Annotated in this window: 11 protein-coding genes; 2 read left to right on the top strand and 9 right to left on the bottom strand. The window is 67.6% G+C overall.

The genetic code is table 11. The features are described from left to right. Nucleotides 1–147 precede the first annotated feature (147 nt). The 3 genes from ACGFMP_RS15555 to ACGFMP_RS15545 all read right to left on the bottom strand — a co-directional run bounded on the left by ACGFMP_RS15555 (nucleotide 148) and on the right by ACGFMP_RS15545 (nucleotide 6,641). Nucleotides 148–1,884 (bottom strand): RICIN domain-containing protein, encoded by a 1,737-nt coding sequence (locus ACGFMP_RS15555; RefSeq protein ID WP_393672849.1) that lies wholly within the window; start codon nucleotides 1,882–1,884, stop codon nucleotides 148–150. A 299-nt stretch (nucleotides 1,885–2,183) separates the two neighbouring features. After that, nucleotides 2,184–4,166 (bottom strand): alpha-L-fucosidase, encoded by a 1,983-nt coding sequence (locus tag ACGFMP_RS15550; protein ID WP_393672848.1) that lies wholly within the window; start codon nucleotides 4,164–4,166, stop codon nucleotides 2,184–2,186. 69 nt (nucleotides 4,167–4,235) lie between these two features. Continuing rightward, nucleotides 4,236–6,641 (bottom strand): ricin-type beta-trefoil lectin domain protein, encoded by a 2,406-nt coding sequence (locus tag ACGFMP_RS15545; RefSeq protein WP_393672847.1) that lies wholly within the window; start codon nucleotides 6,639–6,641, stop codon nucleotides 4,236–4,238. A gap of 609 nt (nucleotides 6,642–7,250) precedes the next feature. On the opposite strand from ACGFMP_RS15545, the gene ACGFMP_RS15540 reads away from it, so the two are divergent. After that, nucleotides 7,251–8,606 carry a ricin-type beta-trefoil lectin domain protein gene (locus tag ACGFMP_RS15540; protein ID WP_393672845.1) on the top strand — a complete coding sequence of 452 codons (1,356 nt, stop codon included), beginning with the start codon at nucleotides 7,251–7,253 and terminating at the stop codon, nucleotides 8,604–8,606. A gap of 211 nt (nucleotides 8,607–8,817) precedes the next feature. Here ACGFMP_RS15540 and ACGFMP_RS15535 read toward each other — a convergent pair whose 3' ends face one another. The 6 genes from ACGFMP_RS15535 to ACGFMP_RS15510 form a co-directional block, all read right to left on the bottom strand. After that, nucleotides 8,818–9,528 carry a FadR/GntR family transcriptional regulator gene (locus tag ACGFMP_RS15535; protein ID WP_393672844.1) on the bottom strand — a complete coding sequence of 237 codons (711 nt, stop codon included), beginning with the start codon at nucleotides 9,526–9,528 and terminating at the stop codon, nucleotides 8,818–8,820. Nucleotides 9,529–9,686: 158 nt separating this feature from the next. Then, nucleotides 9,687–11,117, bottom strand: a complete 1,431-nt coding sequence (locus ACGFMP_RS15530) for an arabinofuranosidase catalytic domain-containing protein (RefSeq protein ID WP_393673324.1) — start codon at nucleotides 11,115–11,117, stop codon at nucleotides 9,687–9,689. A gap of 170 nt (nucleotides 11,118–11,287) precedes the next feature. Beyond that, nucleotides 11,288–12,775, bottom strand: coding sequence for an endo-1,4-beta-xylanase (locus tag ACGFMP_RS15525; RefSeq protein WP_393672843.1), 1,488 nt, complete (start codon nucleotides 12,773–12,775; stop codon nucleotides 11,288–11,290). Between the two features lie 49 nt (nucleotides 12,776–12,824). After that, a complete protein-coding gene (locus ACGFMP_RS15520; RefSeq protein ID WP_393672842.1) occupies nucleotides 12,825–15,236 on the bottom strand; it encodes a ricin-type beta-trefoil lectin domain protein in 2,412 nt (803 codons plus the stop codon). A gap of 369 nt (nucleotides 15,237–15,605) precedes the next feature. Further along, the gene (locus tag ACGFMP_RS15515) at nucleotides 15,606–16,880 is read right to left on the bottom strand and encodes a cellulose binding domain-containing protein (RefSeq protein ID WP_393672841.1); all 1,275 of its coding nucleotides are present in this window, start codon (nucleotides 16,878–16,880) and stop codon (nucleotides 15,606–15,608) included. 684 nt (nucleotides 16,881–17,564) lie between these two features. After that, on the bottom strand, nucleotides 17,565–18,767 hold the full coding sequence (locus ACGFMP_RS15510) for a cellulose binding domain-containing protein (protein WP_393672840.1): 1,203 nt from the start codon (nucleotides 18,765–18,767) through the stop codon (nucleotides 17,565–17,567). A gap of 675 nt (nucleotides 18,768–19,442) precedes the next feature. On the opposite strand from ACGFMP_RS15510, the gene ACGFMP_RS15505 reads away from it, so the two are divergent. Further along, a partial coding sequence (locus ACGFMP_RS15505) for an endo-1,4-beta-xylanase (RefSeq protein ID WP_393672839.1) occupies nucleotides 19,443–19,733 on the top strand: 291 nt, incomplete at its 3' end.

Below are 19,733 nucleotides of genomic sequence, written 5' to 3'. Positions count from 1 at the left end.
AGTTGCCGTTCCCTGTGCGAAAGTCCAGGCAAACCTTTTCTTCCGGGACAGTCCGTGCGACCGCAGAGGCGGACCGGGGGCACTGGTTGCCGCACCGGGGTGCGGCGGGGCGGCAACCAGTGGTGTCCTCCGGCCGGAGGACGCGGGTCAGCGCGGGTTGAGCTTCCAGAGATGGTCGGCCGTGCCGTTGTCCTCCCATTGCAGGACCTGGGCGCCGCTGGCAGTGCTCATGTTCTGCACACCGAGCAGCCGCCCGCTGTTGCTGTTGGCGATCTTGTAGTAGCCGGTGCCGTCCGGGCTCAGCCGCCAGAGGTGGTCGGCGGTGCCGCTGTCGCCCCAGATGAGGGCGGTGCCCCCGTTGGAGGTACTCATGTTGCTGATGCCGAGCACGAGCCCGCTCGCCTGGTTGCGGATCTTGTACAGGCCCGAGCCGGCGGACACCAGTGTCCATTTCTGCGTGGCCGAGCTGTTGGCCGTGGCCTGGTCGACCAGCGTGCCCTGTCCCGTGGCCTCGTTCTGCGTGTCCAGCGCCAGGCCGCTGTTCTTGTTGGCGATCTGGTAGGTGCCGTCGAGCGTGGAGCCGCTGCTCGCCGGGGTGATCACGAGGTGGTAGGCGTAGGCGCTGTTCGCGGAGACGGGAACGGTGAGGGTGCCGTTGCTCACCGCGTAGTCGCCCTCCGAGACGGTGGTGGGTCCCGACACCGCGACCGTGCGTCCGGGGGCGGGTGTGTACTCGACCTTCACGTGAACCGTCGCGCCGAAGGCGGACAGTGCGTTCAGGCCGTTGACGGTGACGGCCGAGTCGCCGGAGCTGCCGCCGAAGACCACGTCGACCTCGTTGCCCGCGCTGTTGCGCGAGGCCGCGCCGTCGATGCCGGTCTGTGCGGGAGGCGTGGTGACGAGCATGGAGCCGCTCATGTCCGCGTACCACTTGTAGAGCCAGTAGGCCCCGTTGGGGCTGCCGCCCTGGCCGGTGAGCAGGTCGCCCAGCGCACCGGACTGGTTCCAGAAGGCGAGTTCCGCGTCGTGGACACCCAGCCGCTCGAACTTGGCGATGTAGCCCACCAGCGCACCGGGGACGCCGACTTCGGAGGGAGCGGCATACTCCTCGATGGCGATCGGCCGCGGGCTGATGCCGTACTTGCTCTCGAGCGCGGTGACGGTGGCGACATCTCCGGCGATCTTCGACGAGCGTGACAGCTCGTGCCAGGCGATGATGTCCGGCACGGTGTTGGTGGCGACCGCGTTCCGCAGGAAGTTGTCCATGTCGCTGATGTTGTCCGAGAAGCTCGGGCCCTGGATCGGCGTCGTGGAGTCCTTGGCGCGGATCTCACGGTACGTCCGGGTCCAGAAGTCCTCGAAGGTCCCGTTGGAGGACAGCCAGGTGTTGTCGGACTCGTTCCACGGTGCGTACGCGGCCAGGTTGGTGATGCCCGACGCCTTCGTCTGCGCAATCTGGTCGTCGACCACGGACAGCCAGTTGCTCCAGCTGAACTGGTACGGCCAGCCCGCGTAGTAGTCGGACAGCCGGTTGACGACCTTCGCGCCGGCGCGCGCTGCTTTCGGTGCCACCGTCAGGATGTCGCCGGTGCCCTGCTGACGGCCGCCCTGGGGTTTCTGGACGAAGGTGTTCGGCTTGATCGCCTGGACCAGGCTGTCAGCCGGGGTGGAGGCGTTCGCCAGGCCGTACAGGCTGCCCGTGGCGACATGAGTGACCGGTCGCAGCACTTGGTTAGCGCTAACAACCAAGGTGGTGGAGGCTGGCGCCGCCGCGTGTGCGGGCGGGCCGGCGAACGCGGCGGCGCCGACGGCCAGCACCGCGGCGCCGAGGCCGATCGTGCCGGTCAGCCGCCGGCCGGGTCGATGGTGCGCGAATGCACGCATGGGAGGGACACCTTTCCAGAAGTGGGGGGAGCGCCAAGGCCGCCGCGAAGGCCGCCGGCAGCGGAGCCGCCCGTCCGACGGCTCCGGGTCGACTGGGCGCGCTCCGGACTGCCGTGCTGAGCAATGGATTGCTCAGCGCACAACGTAGGAGGGTTGCGTCGACTGGTCAAGGGAGCGTGCAGGGTCCGCCCTGGCGCAACTGCCCGGGATCGTCCCGTCCCCGGTCGGCGGGGCGCCGGCCGGGGACGGGACGGGAGGTGGTGAGGGCAGGCCCCAGGCACGGCCCTCACCTGCGGAGATCACACCCCGGTGATGGTCCACTCGTTGTTGGTGCTCGAGTTCGGCGACCACATCACCGCGGTGGAGCCGGACGTGGTGCTGCCGGATCCGTCAAGTGCGGTGCCGGTCCCGCGGTTGACGATCTGGTAGCGGTTGTTGCCCAGACTCGTGAGGGTCCACTGCTGGTTGTTCCCGCCGTTCCAAGCCGACTGCCGTGCCGGGGCTCCGTTGGCGGTGTTGCCCCAGCTGTCGGCGACCATCCCGTTGGTGCGGTTGACGATGCGGTAGTAGTTGCTGCCGAGGTCCACCAGTTGCCACTGGAGGTTGCTGCTCCCGTCGTAGGTCCACTGCTTGAGGTTGGAGCCGGAGGCGACGTTGCCGCCGCTGTCGAGCGCCAGACCGCTGGTCACGTTGGCGATCTTGACGTACCCGGTCCCCGTCCCGCCGCCGCCCAGCGACGGGATCTGGCCGGAGAAGGTGAGCTTGACGGTGTACGCCAGGGCACTGAACGGCGCGCCGGAGGAGGGCATGGACAGGTGCAGGCCGGAACCGTCCTGGGTCGGCGCGGGCAGGTTGGTGTAACTGCCCGCGGAGTTGTTCAGCAGCTGGGCGCCGGTCAGGCTGCTGATGTTGAACTGGTTGGAGTTGAGGGAGGTGATGGTCATGGTGCCGCCCTGCCAGCCGAGCGCGGTGGCGTAGAGCACCTTGTTGTCCTGGCTGCGCGTGAACCGGACGTCCTTGGCGACACCGGCCTTGGGGCCGCTGAAGGAGCCGCCGCCCATCTGGGTGGGTCCCTCACCGTAGGCGGCCCAGGCGCGGGTTCCGTAGATCGCCTCCCCGAAGCGGCCGAGCCAGTCCCCCACGCCGCGCAGGATCGTCTGCTGCCCTGAGGGAATCGTGCCGTCGGCCATGGGGGCGATGTTCAGCAGCATGGTGCCGCCCTTGCTGGTCCGGTCGATCAGCGCGTGCAGCAGGGCCTGCGTCGTGTAGTAGCCGATGCCCGCGGTGTAGCACCAGCTGGACGAGGAGATGCTGTCGTCCGTCAGCCAGTACGGTGTGAGCAGACCGGACGGGCCGCCGCGTTCGAAGTCGAAGACCTCGCCCTTGTTGTCCAGGCCGTCCTTGTAGGTGGCGGCCACGTCCTTGTTCCACGCGACGGCCTTGTTGTAGTAGTACGCCAGGAACTGGAGCCGGTAGCTCTCCTGGACCAGGCCCAGATCGAAGTCCTGCCAGATCAGGTCGGGTTGGTAGCCGTCGATGACCTCGATCAGCTTGTTGTACCAGAGCTGGTTCTCGGTGGCCGTGCCCTGCTGGCCGAACAGGATGCGCAGTGTCGCGTCGGACTGGTAGGGCACGTGGTCGTAGTAGCCGTTGAAGTGGTACGCGTGGTGCAGCGAGGCCATGAACTTCAGCCCCTGACCGCGGATGGCCTGGGCGTGCTGCGCCACCAGGTCGAGCTTGGGACCGTGCCGTACCGAGTTCCACGGGTTGGCGGTGCTGTTCCACATGGAGAACCCGTCGTGGTGCTCGGCCACCGGGCCGGCGAACCTCGCACCCGCGGCCTTGAACAACTGCGCCCAGGCGGTCGGATCGAAGTTGCCGCCCTGCGAGGCCAGCTTGGGGGCGAACTGAACGACGTTGCCCGCCTTGTCGCGAGCACCGTCGATGAAGTTGTTGTACGGCCACACCGAGGGGTCGCCGTAGGTGGCGATGTGGTGCTGGTTCTCGGCCGAGCCGCCGATGTACATGTTGCGCGGGTACCACTCGTTCCCGAAGGCGGGAACACTGAAGGCGCCCCAGTGGTAGTAGATGCCGAATTTGGCGTCCTGGAACCAGGCCGGGGCCGGGGGGTGCTGGTCCACGGACGACCAGCTCGCGGTGTAGCTCCCGGGGCCGTCGGTCGCGGCCGCCTCGGGGGCGAACCGCAGCAGCCCGAAAGCCGTGGCCGCACCGGCTGCCGTCAGCAGGCCGCGCCGGCTGATCGGCACGGAAGAGGAAGACATGCTCGAGCCTTTCAGGTTGGTTGACGAGGTGGTGTCGCTGATCGGGAAGCGGTCTGCCCGAGTCGGAGATCAGCCGCGTGTCCACTTCTGGTTTCCGGCGCCGTTGCACGTCCACAGTTCCAGCAGGGTGCCGTTGGCGGTTCCGTTGCCCGTGGCGTCAAGGCACAGGCCGGACTGCACACCGGTGATGGTGCCGTTGGCATTGACCGTCCACTGCTGGTTGCTGCCGCCGTTGCAGGTCCAGATGTCCACCTTGGTGCCGGGAGCGGTGCCTCCGCCGGACGCGTCCAGGCAGTCGCCGCCGTAGACCCGCAGCTCATGACCCGAGGTGCTGGTCCACTGCTGGTTGCTGCCGCCGTTGCAGTCCCACAACTCCACCTGGGTACCGGCCGTCTGCGACTGGTTCGGCACGTCCACGCACCTGCCGGAGGCGACACCGGTGATCGTGGATGTGGTGCCGCCGCTCCCACCGCTGCCGGGGGTGATGGACAGGTTGTCGAACTGGGCTGTCTCGGTCTGTGCGGTCTGGTAGCCGATCTGGCCGCCGGCAAAGGCGTAGTCGTTCACGGAGCCGACCGCAGCACCGTCGATCGCGGCGGAGATCGTCGAGCCGGAGAAGGTGAGGGCCAGGGTGTGCCACCGGTTGGTGCCCAGCGCCGACACCGTGCCGTGGGCCAGGGTGGAGACGCTTCCGTTGGTGCTCGAGCTCAGGATCGACCACGCCCCCGTGTCACTCACCCGCAGGTGGTAGGCGTTCAGGCCGCCGGTGGTGGTGTAGTCCTGCGAGTTGGCGCGGCCGAGCAGGTCGGCGTATCCGGACTGTTCCAGCAGGACGTCGGAGGAGACCGTGTAGTTGCTCCACCCCACGTCACCGAGCAGGGCGTGCGGATCGGACAGCGCGTCCCAGGTGATCGGCTTCTGCGGGCTCATCTGGCGCACGCACATCCCGCTGCGGCTGCCCCCGCAGGTGGTCGCCTCGAAGGCGCCCTGCCAGTCCATGAGGTACTTCGCCTCGCTGCCGGCGGCGTAGCTGTCGAAGGAGTCGCTGTACGGCAGGCCCAACGCACCCTGGCTCGGTCCGGTGGCGGTGCCCTTGCCCTGGCCGGTCGTGGTGGTGACGGTGTAGACGCGACCGGGCTGCACGGTGAGGCTGAAGCTGCCGTTCGACGGGGTGATGTCCGAGGAGTGCACGAAGTAGTCGGCCGAGTTGCCGGAGTTGACGTTGGTCGACCACACGTGGACGGCTCCGGTCGACAGCCCGCCGGTGACGTTGAAGTTCAGCGTCTGGGCGCTCCCGGCGTCCATGGTCTCGATGACCGTGGAGTAGTCCGAGTTGCTGCCGGACTTGAGCGATACATAGCTGCCGTTGCTGCGGTTGCCGCCGATGTACCCGCTCGATGAGTCGAGGTACCGCCAGCCCGGGGCGGTGAACTGGCTGGTCTGCGCCATCACCCAGGCGTTCTTGCCGATCGCGTAGGAGCCGGACCACGGCTGCGAGGCCAGGGCGAGTCCCATGGTCGGATACGGCAGGTTCGGAGTGACCGCGGCGACGACGGGCCAGTTGAGGTAGGCCGTCATCTTCCCGTCGATGTAGCCGCGGTTGATGCCTCGCGCCATCGCCTGGGCGCCGCCGTTGTAGTCGTCGGAGCCGTTCTCGCTCGCCCACAGGGGCTTGCCGGTCGATATGGCGGCCGCCGGCACGCTGCAGTTGGTCTGGGCGGACCGGTACCCGCAGGGGTAGTGCGTTCCGATGACGCTCACCGAGGAGGCGAACGCCGAATTGGAGTTGACGTCGTTGGCGATGGACCAGTCGGAGTCGGCTCCGACGATCTTGATGGCGCCGTAGCCGTTGCTGTTGAGCGCGCTGCGCAGCTGCTCGTACCACGCGACGTTGTAGCCCCGCTCGTTCCAGCCGCCGAGGTAGTCGATGGTCAGCCCGTGCTGCTTGGCGCAGCCCAGCCAGGAGACCAGGTAGTTGACCATGTCGGTGGACCAGAAGTTGCCGTTGCCGATCCAGCCGGGCGCGCCCCAGGCGAGGCCGTACAGTTTGATGTTGGGGTTGCGGGCCTTGGCCTGCTCCATCAGCCACCATTCGTAGCCGCGGTTGCAGTTCAGGTCGGACCGGGTGTGCTGGTGGCTCGGCTCCGCACCCGAGGTGGAGTTGGTGTCACCCCCGATCTCCGCTTTGAGGATCTGCAGCGAGGCGCCGTAGCCGGGGCGGAACAGGTAGTCGAGGATCTGGCCGCGCTGCGGCTCGGGGTAGTCGGCCAGGAGTCTGCTGTTGCCGCCGCCGCCGCTGATCGCGCCGACGCCGTCGAAGGTCCGGCCACCGGATGCGCCGTTGATCGTGATGGAGGTCGCGGCATGGGCCGGCGACGCGCCGGTCCCCACGATGCCGCCGACGGCGAGGAGAAGGCCTGACAGCACGATCGTCGACGCTCGCAATCGCCGGAACAACAGGCTGAGTGCTGACACAGTGGATTCCTTTCGCAGGGTGGAGGTCTCCCGCGGCCGGAGGGGGAGATCCGACCAGCGGGACCCGCTGACGTGGTGGTTGTGGTGACCCCTGGCGCGTTAGCGCTCACATCTGGAGAGTGGCCGGAAAGTACGGTCCGAAGTGGGATTGCCGAGAGGTTTCGGGGTCAGACGGTGCTCTCGACTCCGCCGGTCTGTCAAGGGCACGAAGTCCGGTTCCGAACACGCCACTTGATGGGTGCGCCCGTGGGCGGCCGCTTCGTCGCACCCCCGGCGCCACCCTGATATTCCGGGTCGAAGCCGGTCGTGGCGGCAGCCGCCGGGCGAAGGCACGCGCGGTCGTCGCGCCGTCTGTGACAAGGGTTGACAGCGCGCGCAGGGGTGATGCAAGCTGCCGCCGTTGCTCAAAAAGACATCCCATCTCCTTCTCGGGGCGCGATTTTTCGCAACAACCGTATGTTAGCGCTCACGGTCACTGGCGAACCGGACCCGCAGGCGTGGCAAGCGGGTTCGCGTCCCATGCGAATCGTTTCGACCGGCTATGGCTTGCCGAGGGCCCGACAGCCGGCGCACCGCGGCTTCTGTCCCCCCACAGCGAAGGAAGCGCCCATGAGACGCAGATCCTTACTCACGCCGGTTCTGGCCGCATTGGCTCTGGTCCTGGCGGTCGCCGGCACGGCACTGAGCGTCGGGGCGAGTGCCTCGCCCGCAGCCGCCGGAGCCGCTGCGGCCACCGCCGGGTGCGGCCAGGCTCCGACGCTGGCGAGCGGTACGCATACGATCCAGAGCAGCGGCCAGAACCGCAGTTACATCCTGAGAGTCCCGGCCGGCTACGACAACACGCGCCCCTACCGGCTGGTCTTCGGATTCCACTGGGTGGGCGGCACGATGAACGACGTCGACTCGGGCGGGACCGACGGGTACAACTGGTCCTACTACGGGCTCAGACGGCTGGCCGACAACGCGGGCAACGGCACCATCTTCGTCGCGCCCCAGGGCATCAACAACGGCTGGGCCAACACCAATGGGCAGGACGTCACCTTCGTCGACGACATGGTCCGGCAGATCGAGTCCGGCCTGTGCGTCGACACCACGCAGCTGTTCTCGTCCGGGTTCAGCTACGGCGGGGCGATGACCTACGCACTCGCCTGCGCCCGCCCGGCGGTCTTCCGCGCGGTCGCGGTCTATTCCGGGGCGAACCTCAGCGGTTGCAGCGGCGGCACCCAGCCCGTCGCGTACATGGGACTGCACGGCATCAGGGACAACGTCCTGCCCATCGCTTCCGGTCGCGCACTGCGGGACACCTTCGTCAGAAACAACGGCTGCACCTCGCAGAACCCGCCGGAGCCCGCTTACGGAAGCCTGACGCACATCATCACCGCGTACTCCGGGTGCAAGTCCGGGTACCCGGTCGTATGGGCGGCCTTCGACGGAGCAGGCCACGACCCGGGCCCCATCGACGGGTCCACCGGGGACGGCTGGCACACCTGGACCTCGGCAGAGGTGTGGAAGTTCTTCACACAGTTCGACTCGTCCACTCCACCCACCAGCCAGCCCCCCACCAGCCAGCCGCCCGCGAATCAGCAGATCGTGGGCCGGCAGTCGGGCCGCTGCATCGACATCGGCAACTCCACGACGGCCAACGGCACTCAGGCACAGCTGTGGGACTGCAACGGCGGTGCCAACCAGCGGTGGACCTACACCTCAGGCAAGCAGCTCATGGTCTACGGCAACAAGTGCCTTGACGCCTCAGGCCAGGGCACCGCCAACGGCACCGCAGCGGTGATCTGGGACTGCAACGGCCAGCCGAACCAGCAGTGGAACATCAACTCGGCCGGCACGATCACCGGTGTGCAATCGGGGCTGTGCCTCGACGCCGGCGGAGCGGGCACCGCCAACGGCACGAAGATCCAACTGTGGAACTGCACGGGCGGATCCAATCAGCAGTGGAGCCTGCGGAGCTGAGCAGGGCTCCGATGCCGGGCACCCTGCACGCAGTCGGAACATCCGACGCGGAGTCCTGCGGCGACGGTCCTGGAGCGCCTGGAACGCCTTGTCCGGGTGGACTGTCGCCGCATACGGGCCACCCTCGACCGGTGGGGGTCGAGGGTGGCTCTCCGCGTCGCTCGTGAGCCAGGCGGTACGACTCGCCCTCTCGTCATTCCGACCCCGGCGGTCACAGGCGGCCCGCGCCGCTCTGCGGTCCCTCCTGGTCGAAGTGCTCGCGCAGCCACTGCTCGGTCGTACTCACATGGATCAGCGCCGCCGCCTCGGCCAGGGCACGGTTCCGTGCCACCAGGGCGCGGTAGATCTCGCGGTGTTCCGCGACGGTCCGGCCGCCGGCCTCGTCATCGACCAGGCCGCGCCACACCCGGGCGCGCACCGTGCGGCTGGAGATGCCTTCGAGGAGTGTGGCCAGCGTGCTGTTTCCCGCAGAGGCGATCACCGCACGGTGAAAAGCGGCGTCGTGTCTGTTGAGCAGTTCGACGTCGTCGCCTGCCTGCGTCATCGCGTCCAGGTGGTGCTTGATCCCGGCCAGGTCGTCCTCGGTGATCCGTTCGGCTGCCAGACCCGTCGCGATCGGTTCGAAGAGTCTGCGGACCTCGGTCAGCTCCAGCAGTTTGTCACCTCGCAGCAACTCCACCGCGGACCCGAGGCCTTCCAGCAGCAGCGCGGGCTCCAGGCTGGTCACATAGGTGCCGTCCCCTCGCCGGATCTCCAGGACCCGTGCGACGACGAGCGCTTTGACCGCCTCGCGCATCAGGTTGCGGGAAAGCCCGAGGTCCGATGCCAGCTGCTGCTCCGGAGGCAGTTTCGCCCCGGGGAGAAGGTCTCCGCACTGGATGAGCTCCCTGATCCGGGCGATGGCCTTGTCGGTCAGTGACATCGGTTGACCCCCCACTCCCCTGCAGCCGCCGTCAGAGACTAGCAAGTCATGCCAGCGGGGCCTGGTGGAAACCGCCTGTGCCGACCCCGGTCCGGGGGCGGCACAGGCGGTCCGTGCGACGCGACTCACGGCTTCGGAGCCGATCGGCGCCTCCTGGGTCAGCGGTAGCCGGCGGCAGTGATGTTCGCCTGCACCGCGGCGTCGGTGGCATCCGACGGGTAGCCGGCGACCATGGCCCCTTCGTAGAAGGTCCCCGCGCTGAGGTTCGCTCCCCCACCGGGCTTGCAGCAGTCACCGCCGCTGCCCAGGACGATCGCGCCCTGCTTCTTCATGGGGCTGTATCCGCCTGGCAGGGCGCCGTCCCACAGCGTGGTCAGAGAACCGGACTGGGCGTTGGCGCCCTTCAGCGCGAACCGCGACGTCCCGTTGTTCTTCAGCATCGCTGTGACGAACTTGCTGGTGAATGCCCGCTGGTTGGAGTTCCAGGACTGGCTTCCGCCGGGGTACAGGCCCCATTCGAGGTCCGCCTGCACCCACGGGCCGGAGCCCGAGCAGCCGCCGAACCAGCACTGGGTGCCGAAGTTGATCGCGTCCATCGCTCCGGCGGCGTCCGCCTTCCGGGTCGTCTCGCTGTTGCCGTAGTCGAAGCAGCAGCCGTTGTTCACATGGGTTCCGCTGGTCACCATGTACGCGCCCTCCGGCGCGCTGCCGGTCGGGACGCCCGTGAGGTGGCCGTCCCGCCAGTAGCTGTTGCCCGGGTTGATGTACAGCGAGTACGCCTTGTTGCCCCCGGCCGTCAGGGACTCGGAGGTCGCCTTCGCAGGACTGCTCTGGCTCGATCCCGGGACCTGGGACGACCCCTGGTACCACAGGTCGTTGCCCCGGCCGGACTGGTCGTAGACGACCGTGATCACGCAGGAGGTGTTCGCGCAGAACGATTCCTGCGCGGCGGCGTTGGCGAAGCCGCCCTTGGCGAGCACCCCGATGTCCCTGGTCGTGCTGTCGGACGTGCGCCTCACCTGGTAGAGGCTGCCGCTGTACGAGCCGTAGAGCGCACGCACCGTACTGTGGGCGGCGACGCACGGGGTGCCGCCCGCGCTGTAGATGTCACACGGTCCCGAGCCGCTCGGGGGCGGGGTCGTCGAGGTGGTCCACTTCTGGTTGCTCTGGCCGTTGCAGGTCCACAGGATGACGGCGGTGCCGTTCGCCGTGGCCGCGCCGTTCACGTCGAGGCACAGACCCGATTGCACACCGGTGATCGAGCCGTCGGAATTCTGCCGCCACTGCTGGTTCGACTGCCCGTTGCACGACCAGATGATCACCTGGGTCCCCGGCGCTGTCCCCTGGCCGTTGGCGTCCGCGCAGCGCGTGCCGTTCAGCGTCCGCAGCTCGCCGGCCGAGGTGAATTCGAAAGCCTGGCCGCTCTGGCCGCCGCAGTCCCAGATGTCCAGCGCCGTGCCCAGCGTGTCGACGTTGCCCTTCACGTCGAGACACCGGCCTGATGCCGCACCGACCACGGGCGCTGTGGCGGCTGACGCGGGCACCGACATGCCGAATGCCGCGGCGAGCAAGGTGGCCAGGAGCGCCAGCACGGACGCCACGACGAAGGACGGCCGAGCCCGTCTGCGCGTGTGGCGGCCTGGAGAGGCGTTTGCGTGCAGCATTTTCTACTCCTCGGGGGGGAAGGCACGGGGGAATCGACCGTGCCGGAAATGGAGCGCCCCTGCCGGCTCTCACCGGCAGGGGCGTGGTGCAGGGATCAGCTCAGCGTCCATTGCTGGTTGCCGGCGCCGTTGCAGGTCCACAGTTCGGCCAGGGCGCCGTTGGCGGTGGAGGCGCCGGTGACGTCGAGGCACAGGCCGGATTGGGTTCCGGTCACGGTGCCGTTGGAGTTGAGGGTCCATTGCTGGTTGGTGCCGCCGTTGCAGGTCCAGGTCTCGACCTTGGTGCCCGCGGTGGTCTGGTGGTTGTAGGCGTCAAGGCACAGCTGGCTGCCACCGGAGAAGACCGTGAGCTGGCCCGAGGCGGTACGCGTCCAGCTCTGGTTGGCCTGGCCGTTGCAGTCCCAGATCTGCAGCTGCGTACCCGGCGTGGTCGAGGAGTTCGGCACATCGAGGCACTTGCCCGCACCCACCGCGTGCAGCGCACCGCCGCCGCTGGGCGGCGGGGTGGTGGTCGAGCTCCCGCCGAGGGCGGTCACGGTGGAGTAGTAGGCCGATTTGGGCTGGAAGCTGCGGTCGTACATGGTGGCGGCTCCATACCCGGGGAAGGTGCCGTCGATCCAGGAGTTGGCGTCGTCGACGCCCCACTGGGAGATGCCCACGCACCGGGAGACGGCCAGGCAGGCCTTGGTGATGTTGCCGTAGTCGGTCGCCTGCTGCTGGAGTCCGGAGCCGGAGGCGGGCAGTTGCATGCGGTCGTCGAGCTCGGTGACCGCCACGTCCAGGCCGAGGTCGGCGAAGCGCTGCATGTTGGCCCGGAAGTCGGAGGGGACCTGCCCGACGATGAAGTGGCTCTCGAAGCCGATGCCGCCGAGGGGGACGCCCTGGGACAGCAGGGACTTGGCCAGGTTGTACAGGGCGTTGCTCTTGGCGTTCTGACCCTCGATGTTGTAGTCGTTGATGTAGAGCTTGGCGCTGGGGTCGGCTGTGTGGGCAGTGCGCAGGGCCTCGGCGAAGTAGTTGGAGCCCATCGCCCTGTAGAAGACGTCGTTGACGAAGGAGCCGTCGCCGTTGAAGGGCTCGTTGACCACGTCCCAGGCGTAGATCTGCCCCTTGTAGTGGTTGACCTCCGTGGAGATGTGGGCATCCATGGCGCCCTGCACCTGGTTCAGCGGCAGGTTGCTGACCCAGGAGGGCAACTGGGCGTGCCAGACCAGGTTGTGGCCGCGGACGCGCATGTTGTGGGACTTGGCATACGAGTTGATCTGGTCGCCGGGGCCGAAGTTGAACCGGCCGCTGCTCGGCTCCGTGGTGTCCCACTTCATCTCGTTGCCGGGGGTGACCATGTCGAACTGGGCGTTGGCGATGGTGGTCTCGCCGGTGTTGCTGAGATCGGAGACGGTCAGCGCGGTGCCGAAATAGCGTCCCTGGGACTCCGCCAGGGTGCGCAGGGAGGTGGCGGCCTGGGCGGACGAGGCGGCCCCGAGTGCGAGAAGGGACGTGCCGGCCACCGTGACGGCCAGCGCGGCGGCAAGAGCGCAGAACCGGGAACGCCGCGGGCGCAGCCGGGGGGATCGCGGGGTCATGAGACCTCCTGCAGTGAGTGACGGCAATGACCTGACGGGTGTGCGTGCATCACTGGCCGAGCGTCCACTGCTGGTTGCTCTGGCCGTTGCAGGTCCACAACTCGACGAGGGCGCCGTTGCTCGTGGACGAGCCGGTGACATCCAGGCACAGTCCCGACTGCACTCCGGTGACCGTGCCGTTCGCATTGAACGTCCACTGCTGGTTGCTCTGGCCGTTGCAGGTCCAGATGGCGACCTTGGTGCCCGGGGTGGTGCCCTGGCCGCTGGCGTCCAGGCACATCGGGCTGCTGCCGCCGTAGACCGTCAGCTGCCCCGAGGATGTGCGGGTGAAGGTCTGGTTGGACGCGCCGTTGCAGTCCCGGATCTGGGTCTGTGTGCCAGGTGTGGTGGTGGCGTTCGGCACATCGAGGCACTTGCCGGCGCCCACGGCGTGCAGCGCCCCTGTGCTTCCCGTGCCGGTGCCGCTCCCCACCCCTGCCTGGGCGATGACCTGCTGCGCCCCGGACGGCCAGCTGGTGCCGCTGACCTGGACGTTGCCGGTCAGGACGTTGTTGTGGGGGGAGCCGGTGGCCACCTGGGTGGCACCCGAGTTGTACCAGTTGGTGTCGAAGGTGCTGTCGTTGGTGTTGTTGCTGCCGCCGGCGTTGGTGAAGGCCCAGACGCCGGAGTCCTGGATGACGTTGTTCTTGAGGGAGACGTAGCGGGAGCCCTCGTCCAGGTAGAGACCCACGCTGTGCTGGTTGTCGTAGATGTAGTTGTGGTCGATGCTCGTGCCGGGGTTGGCGGACAGGTTGTAGATGCTGCCGCCGTCGTGGAAGACCTTCTTCGTGCCGTGTACGGCGTTGTAGCTGACCACGGTGTTCTTCAGCGTCGTGGGTGTGGTGTAGACCGGCTGGTAGTTGTACAGGCCGCGGTTGCGGTAGTCCTGGCTGCCGCCGACGTCGTTGGCACCCCAGCCCCAGCCGACGTCGATGCCGTCATAGGCGAGGTTCGAGACCTCGTTGTGGGTGATGACCGCGTGGGTGACGTAGGTGGACAGGATGCCCGCCATGTCCTTGTAGTCCTTGGCCACGCCGGTGATCCGGTTGCCCTGGATGGTGATGTCCTGGTTGGTCATCGCCGTGTTGGACGGGTGGTGCGCGTCGGGCTGCACCCCGCCGACCACGATGCCGGCACCGGAGTCGTCGGTGAAGGTGCTGCCGGACACGGTGACGGAGGATGCGCCGAGCCCCACACCCGAAGCGTGGGCATTGGCGTCGTTGCCGATGCCGAGGCCCACCTGGCCCAGGTGCGCGAAGGTGTCGCCGCTGAAAGTGATGCCGCGGGCGGCGGAGACCTGCACGGCCGCCGGCACCTGGCTCCAGCCGTTGCGGGCCGCCTCGAACAGCGGGCAGCCGGACTGGCAGGACGTCATGAAGTCCGAGGGTTGGGTGAAGGTGCGTCCCAGGAAGGCACCGCTCTGCTGGTCGGCGTAGCCGGTGGAGGTGCTGGGCTGCAGCCAGGTGGTGTGCTGGAAGGCGATGCCATTGACGGTGATGTCGTGGGCAGGGTTGCTGTAGCTCCCGCCGATCTGGAGCAGGGAGGTCAGGCGCGGCAGTTCGACATCATGGGATGTGGGCGACCAGTTGCTGGGCGCTTTGTAGTAGAGCTGTCCGGCCTGGGGGTCGAGATACCACTGACCTGCGGTCTTGAGGAAGCTGTAGGAGTTCTCCAACTGGAGGCTGCCGCCTGCGAAGGGGCTGGCGAGGGTGTCGTAGCCCCAGTTGTTGTTGTTCCAGGCGGGCTGCTGCATGGTGATCGTGCTGCCGCTGATGGACTGGACCGGCGCGTAGCGGTCCGTGAAGGAGTTCTGGCTCTCGAGCTCGATCCGGCTCTGCTGAGGCAGCGTGGACAGGTAGTTCAACGCGGAATTGACGATGGTCATCCCACTGGCGGTGATCTTGACGTCGCTGCGGGCGATGGAGATCGCCGCTCGCGGCGCGAGGGCGCCGTCGACGTACAACTGCCGTGAATCGGCTCCTGCGGGCACCGACGCGACATAGATGTTGCTCGACGCGTCCTTCAGCGACCACCCCGTCACCTGCTGCCCACCCGACAGCACCGGCTGCTGACCAGGGGCCGCCTGCCAGATGACCTGGTGGCCGTTGCTGCCGGAGTCCGCGCTTCCCAGCACCAGCGGGGACGACATGCGGTATGTACCGCCGGCCAGTTGCACCACGATGTCACCGCTCATGTTCCCGTCGACGGCCTCGACCGAGGATTTCACCTGGGTCAGGGAGCAAGGCGCCGACGCTGAGCACGCGGTGCCGCTGCCGGAAGGAGAGGCGTAGAGGGTGGTCATGGTGGCGGCGTGCGACGTCACGGCCGGTGCGGCGATGACGGCACCGACGGCGAGAGCCGCGACAAGAGCCGCCCTCGGTGGTCGACCACGGCTCGGGCGCGCGCGGAAGGGGGAGATCATGGTCCGCTCTCTTTCTGCGTGGGGGGACGGCCGGTTCGCGCGGCCGGGACGAGCTCACTACCGACCTGGGCTCCTCAGCCTGGGCGACGAACTGTCGTATCCATGTCATCCCTTCGGTGAGCGATGTATCAGTCTCTTTCTGGGACTGGTCGCACATCGCAGCTCTCGGAACGGCTGGGTGCCTTCAGATGGCGCCAGCCTGAGGGAAGAAACGGACGCGCGCGCGTTCGGGGCGCAGGAGTCTGGCAGGAAGACCTGGAGCAGTGAGCGCCGAAATGAGACTGACACATTCCGGCGCCGAAGCTCAAGAGGTCTGTCACACGGGGCTTTCGCGCTCTCAGCCGGTCGTCACCGCTTCGTGAGCACGGGTCACCGACTGGTGCAGCTCAACGACACGTCGGTGGGCGTCCCGGTACCGAGGAACCCGAACGTGGTCGACGCCGACGGCTGCAGCGAGCCGTTGTAAGAAGCATTCCGCACCGACACATCGGAGCCGCTGCCACTGATCTCGCCGTTCCACACCTGGGTGACGGTCTGGCCGCTGCCCAGGGTCCACCGCGCCGTCCAGCCGCTGATCGCTTGGCCCCCTGCCGTGACCTTGACCTCTCCCTGGAAGCCGCCGGACCACGTGTTGACGGTCGTGTAGGTCGCCGTGCAGGCGCCTCCTGAGCCGCCACCCGAAGTGCCGCCGGTGGTCGTCCCACCCGTGGTCGTCCCGCCGGTGGTCGTCCCGCCGGTGGTCGTCCCACCCGTGGTCGTCCCACCCGTGGTCGTCCCACCCGTGGTCGTCCCGCCTGGGGGGACGTACGGGCACTTGCCGTGGTAGATCGAAATGCCGCTGGGGTCGGCCGGCGACGGGCAGAGGAACTGCGTGTAGCGGGTGTCGTCGTCGACGAAGATCTTGAGCCAGGGGATCAGGAGGCGCATCTCGGTGCTCTGCGGATGCGTGTACCAGACGTGGTCCGCGCCGGCGATCTGCACGAAGTCGCTCTGAGTGGACGCCGGCATCGTTGCGTACAGGCCGTCGAGGTAGGAGGGAGTGACCACGGTGTCGTTCTGCCCGGCCATGACCATGGTCGGCACCTGGTCGGTGGACATGTTCTGCGAAGGCGAGAAGGGTGCGAGGGCGACCGCGGCCTTGAGCGAAGGACGGTGCTCGGAGGCGTACACGACACCGCCGCCTCCCATGGAGTGACCGATCACGGAGAGCCGGCTGGTGTCGACGCGGTCGCGTACCGGACTCCGCTGGGTGAGATAGTCCAGCGCTGCCAGCAGCTGGGTTCCCCGAGCGGCGTCGTAGTCGGTGCGGCTGTTGGTCTCGATGCCGATCACGACGAACCCGAAGGAGGACAGCCAGGGTCCCATCCAGGCTTCCTCGTCGGCGAACAGGGCGGTGTAGCCGGGGACGATCGCCACCGCGCCCCAGGTGCCCGAGCTGCTGTCGGTGGGGTAGTAGATCGTGCCGCCGTTGAAGCCGTTCCCCGGCGCGACGCTCACTTGGGCCGTGGTGAAAGGCCCCCTGGAAGCGGCCACGCCGGCCAGGGTGGGATCGGGTCCCCGCTGGTACGGATTGCTCGCGGCCACGGCCGGCTGGAAGGCCGGCGTCGCCGCGATCAGGCCTGCGACGGCCACCAGCGCGGCCACGATCATCCTGATCGACCGGTGCCGTAAACCCCGACCTGTGGTCCTTCTTCGACCGCCCCTCAGGGCTTCCCGCGTTACGTGTCGCACGGCATGTCTCCCTTCCGGACAGCAGTCACTTCGAACACCGGCTGCTGGTCGTCACATGTCTGTTGGCAGGGTGGAGGAGAAGGGACCTCGGCGCCGCCGCACGGTCCGCCTTCCGGGAGGCAGAAAACGCGCGGCGTCGGCGGCGCGCGCCGAGGTCCCGTCCCCGGCGGCTCGGGCCGGCACGAGGCCGACCCGCGGTGTGACGCGCCGGGGGATCAGGTGGGAGGCAGCGGCAGGCGGTTCCCTTGGGTTCGCCTCACCCTGCGGAAACACAGCTCTGCGACGAGCCGTGACATCACGAATCGCCCTCCTTGCATGTGGGGGGATGTCCACGCATCGGCCGAGACGGTGGTCACCGGCTCAATGCGAGCGCGCACTCATCCCGCACGGCAGGTCTTGTCCGGGTTGAGTGCTGTCGGTTACGGCAAGGTGTCACGTGACCACCTCCAGCTCTGTTAGCGCTAACTACAGAACTACTTCCGTATACATGGGATGTCCAGGATTAAGACGCTCCACCATTCAGCCCTCCGTGTCAAGGCTGCTGCCGCACCACCCGCTTCGTCTGCGCCGCCCCAGGAGAGGCGGCGCAGACGAGGGTCAGGAGCAGGACGTGCCGTTGAGCGTGAACCCGGTGGGTTGACCGTAGGTGCCGGAGTATGTGCCCTGGAAGCCGAAGGACTGTGAACCGCCGGCGGGGATCTGGGCGTTGTAGGAGAGACTGGAAGCGGTGACGGCGCCTGAGGAGGGACTGACGGTCGCGTTCCAGGCGCTGGTGACGGTCTGGCCGGAGGGGAGGGTGAAGCCGACCTTCCAGCCGTTGACGGCGCTCGACCCGGTGTTCGCCACCGTGACGTTGGCGGTGTAGCCGCCCGTCCAGGTCTGCGGGGTGACGGTGACCTTGCAGGTCGACGAACCGGTGCCGCCCGAGCTCGAACCGCCGCTGGTCGAACCACCCGTGGTCGAGCCGCCGCTCGTCGAGCCACCCGTGCTGGAACCGCCGCTGGTCGAGCCACCGCCGATGTTCACCGAGGACGAGAAGGACGTCACCGCAAGGCCGGCTCCGTTCTGCCAGGGCTCGAAGCCCGCCTGGACGCTGGTGAGGTACCAGGAGCTCTGGGCCATGCCCCGGGCGATCGTCTCGTTGGCGAACGCCTTGACGTCGAAGTTCCAGCTGCTTATCGCCGAGGGGGCGACGAAGGAGATCACGTCGTTCGAGCCGTTGTTGCCGGTCCACACGTCCCAACTCCGGCCGCCCACGTTCGCGGTGCCGACACGGGAACCGACAGGCTGGACCGGGCTGGTCTGGTGGTACCAGACCATGATCTCGGTCTTGTTGACGCCGTCCTTCCTGGGCGTGGGGTCGAGCCAGATGTCGTATGCGGCGTCGTAGACGGCGTTGCCGACATAGTTGAACGAGACACTGGTCGGCGCGCTGCTGATGGCGCTGAGCTGCGCGGGCAGGTTGGTGCCCGGTGAGCAGTTGGTGTAGTGGCAGCCGTAGAAGACCGACGGGTACGACTTGGGGCCGCCGTTGGTGGCGGTGCCGTCCGCCTGGGTGATCTGGAAGCCGGTGCCGGTGACGTTGATGCACTGGGTGGCGGTGGTGCCCCAGCGGTTGTTCTGGACCACATAACGGCCCTGGATCGTGGTCGAGCCGTACTGGTCGCAGATCTGGGTGTCGGCGTGGGCGGCCGGAGCGGTGGTCAGGGCGATGAGACCGCTGACGGCGACGCCGAACGCCACGACGGCTGACAGAACAGCCGTGCGAGTGGAGCGGAAAGCTCGCTGAAGTGTCGACATGCATGTCCCTTCGACAGGCACGGAAAGTGGGGGGATCAGCAGCGCGGAACGTCATCCACCAGGACGGTGGTGAGAGCGCTCCCAAACAACTTTCGGGCACCAGCGCGGATTCTGAGCGAACCCCCGTTCAAGTGACGGCGGCTCGACAGGAGTCACGATCCACGCCCAGTGTGCGAAACGTTGCCAAGTGTGCACGCGTGGGCCTCGAAACGTCAACGCTCGGAATTCGAAAATTTCGACACCGCACCTGCCCACCAAGAACGGGAGGAATCACTCTCCGAGCCGATCGACCCTGGTGAAAGCGCGGGTGGCAGCACGGGTGGGCCTTCACCTCCGCTCACAGACACGCTCCGGACGGACGGAACCGCGGTGCGGGATGTATTGACGCGTTCCGATGGGCGCCCTAAGGTGCCGCGAAACGATCGTAGGGATCTCGAAAATTTCGTTGACCCCAGACGACGTTCGGCGGGCCGCTCGAGGAACTCCGGTTCCTGCGACGCGTCTTGTCGTGGCATCCGCGATGCAGGCTCTACCTGCATCGCCCCACAGGTGAGAGGTAGCCAGATGTTAGCGCTCACCCGTAGAGGGTGCCCCAACAGGAAGTACGCCGATGGCAGCCGGGCAACGACTTCCGGTCGATGTCCTCTCCCCCCACCGTAAGGAGCACCAACCGACATGTCTTGGCTCACCAGACATCGAAGCGTTCACAGGAAAGCGGTGGCAGCAGCCACCGGAGTGGCGGTCAGCGCCTCCCTGGCGGTCGTCGCGCTGGCGACGTCGGCGCCCCATGCCGCGGCGGCGGGTTCGCTGGGTTCGGCCGCGGCCCAGTCGGGGCGGTACTTCGGTACGGCGGTGGCTGCGGGGAAGTTGGGCAATTCGACGTACTCGACGATTCTCGACCGGGAATTCAACATGATCACCCCGGAGAACGAGATGAAGTGGGACACCACGGAGCCGTCTCGTGGG

It is taken from the genome of Streptomyces sp. NPDC049040 (genome assembly GCF_043197715.1).
Taxonomy (GTDB): Bacteria; Actinomycetota; Actinomycetes; order Streptomycetales; family Streptomycetaceae; genus Actinacidiphila.
Note: the sequence above shows the minus strand (reverse complement) of the source record. Positions and strands in the feature narration are given on the sequence as shown.